General features: G+C 67.6%; 3 protein-coding genes. All 3 read left to right on the top strand.

The genetic code is table 11. From position 1 onward, the window contains the following. Positions 1–125 precede the first annotated feature (125 nt). Positions 126–1,367, top strand: a complete 1,242-nt coding sequence (locus tag OXU42_09220; GenBank protein ID MDE0029563.1) for a molybdopterin molybdotransferase MoeA — start codon at positions 126–128, stop codon at positions 1,365–1,367. Then, the gene (ispF, locus tag OXU42_09215) at positions 1,364–1,849 is read left to right on the top strand and encodes a 2-C-methyl-D-erythritol 2,4-cyclodiphosphate synthase (GenBank protein ID MDE0029562.1); all 486 of its coding nucleotides are present in this window, start codon (positions 1,364–1,366) and stop codon (positions 1,847–1,849) included. The genes OXU42_09220 and ispF overlap by 4 nt, the downstream gene beginning before the upstream one ends. Before the next feature lie 154 nt (positions 1,850–2,003). After that, positions 2,004–2,178 (top strand): hypothetical protein (locus tag OXU42_09210; GenBank protein ID MDE0029561.1); only part of this gene is annotated, 175 nt, incomplete at its 3' end.

Here is a 2,178-nt window from a genome sequence, read left to right as displayed (position 1 = left end):
GAGTAGGAAGCCGCCGGGATTTTTCAAAGGCCCGATCTTTCGAGATCGGGCCTTTTTTTGCCTGTTCACCTGCCTGGTTTCATGCCGGCTTGATTGTCGTCCACGTTCGGGTGATGATGGTGCACATGACCACGGTGAATGAAGCCGTCGACATGGTCCTGGACACGGTGTCGCCGTTGCCGTGCGAGAGGGTCGCGCTGGACGAAGGCCTGGGTCGGGTACTGTGCGAGGACGTGCGCTCGGCACGGAACGTCCCTTCCTTTGCCAATTCCGCTATGGACGGCTTCGCGGTCCGGTTGAGCGATGTGGCCGGGGCCGCGCCGTCCGCGCCGGTGTCCCTCGAGGTGCGGGACGCGGTGGGCGCCGGCCGCGTGTCGCGGAAGCGGGTGCTCGCTGGAACCGCCATCAGGATCATGACGGGAGCACCGGTGCCTGCGGGCGCCGACGCCATCGTTCGGGTCGAGTATACCGAGACCGCCGGTGAACGCGTCGTGGTGTCTCGCACCGACGGTCAGGGCAGTCATATCCGGCCCGCCGGAGAGGACATCGGCAGGGGTGATGTGGTCCTGGAGCACGGCAGGGTCCTCGGCATCCCCGATATCGGGCTCCTGGCCTCCATCGGCAGACCGACTGTACGCGTGCACCGGCGCCCGGTGGTGGCGATCATCGCCACCGGCGATGAGCTTATCGGCGTCCGGGACCGCCCGGCGCCCGGGAAGGTGGTCAACAGCAACGGCTACACGCTGTCCTCCGCCGTGGCGGAGGTCGGTGCCATCCCGAAGTCCTTCGGCATCGTGCGGGACGACCGCGAGAGCCTCACGCAAGCCTTCAGGGCCGCGCTGGCCTGCGACGCGCTGATCACCTCCGGCGGCGTGTCCGTAGGTGACTACGACTATGTCAAGGATGCCTTGGCCGACGCCGGGGTGCGCATGCGTTTCTGGAGAGTCGCCCAGCGCCCCGGACACCCGATGGCCTTCGGCGCGAAAGGCGCCAAGCCGGTGTTCGGTCTTCCCGGCAACCCGGTCTCGTCGCTGGTGTCGTTCATCCTCTACGTGCGCCCGTCGCTGCTCAGGATGATGGGTCACGAGAACCTCTTCATGCCGGTGGTGCGCGCCAAGATCACTCACGACATCAAGACCGCGCGCGGGCTCAAGGAGTTCGTGCGCTGCCGCCTCGACGAGCAGAACGGACGTTTCCTCGCGTCGAGCACGGGCACCCAGAGCTCCGGGGTGTTGCGCTCCCTGTCGCTGGCCCAGGGCCTCGTGGTCGCGCGCGAGGACCAGACGGTGCTGCGCAAGGGCAGCCACGCCCCGGCCATCCTGCTCGATCAGCGGGGGCGGCGGCAGCAAAGGGAGATGGGGTTCTGAGCGCGGGTTACAGGGTGGGCCAGGGCTTCGACATCCACCGCCTCGTGCCCGGCCGGAAACTGATCCTGGGCGGCGTCCCGATCTCGCACGAGACCGGCCTTTCGGGCCACTCCGATGCCGACGTGCTGCTTCACGCCCTGATGAACGCGCTCCTCGGGGCCATGGGCAAGGGCGACATCGGCACCCATTTCCCGGACACCGACCCGGCTTTCGCTGGGGCCTCCAGCGTCGGTCTCCTCGGTCACGTCCTCGGGCTCATGCGCGAGGCCGGCTTCGCCATCGTCAACGCCGACGTCACCGTCATCGCGCAGCGCCCCCGGCTTGCGCCGCACTTCGCCGCCATGAGGACCAGTCTCGCCCGTCTCCTGGGGGTGTCCGAGGAGGCCGTCAACGTCAAGGCCGGCACCATGGAAGGGCTCGGCTCCATCGGCGACGGGAAAGCCATGGCCGCCCTGGCGGTGGTCTTGCTGCACGGGGGTTAACGGCCCTGCGGCGGGGTCTCTCCGGTTGTCAAGCCGGTAGGCGTCTTTTAGAATCCGTTCACCATCAACGTTACCGTCCATTGCGCAGTTCGCCGCGCCGAGGCGGCCGGACTCGAAGCTTGTCGACGGGCCGGTGTCCGTCAAGGAGGGATCAATGGCAGACGACGCGATCGAAGTCCTGTTGGAAGAGGGGCGGACCTTCCCGCCGCCCGACGAGTTCAAGCAGTCCGGAAACCTGAACGACCCGACGGTGTGGGAGCGGGCGGACAAGGACCCGGAGGGGTTCTGGGCCGAGCAGGCGCAACAGCTCGACTGGTTCAAGACCTGGG

This window comes from Deltaproteobacteria bacterium (assembly GCA_028818775.1).
In the GTDB taxonomy this organism is placed as follows: Bacteria; Desulfobacterota; Binatia; order UBA9968; family JAJDTQ01; genus JAJDTQ01.
Note: the sequence above shows the minus strand (reverse complement) of the source record. Positions and strands in the feature narration are given on the sequence as shown.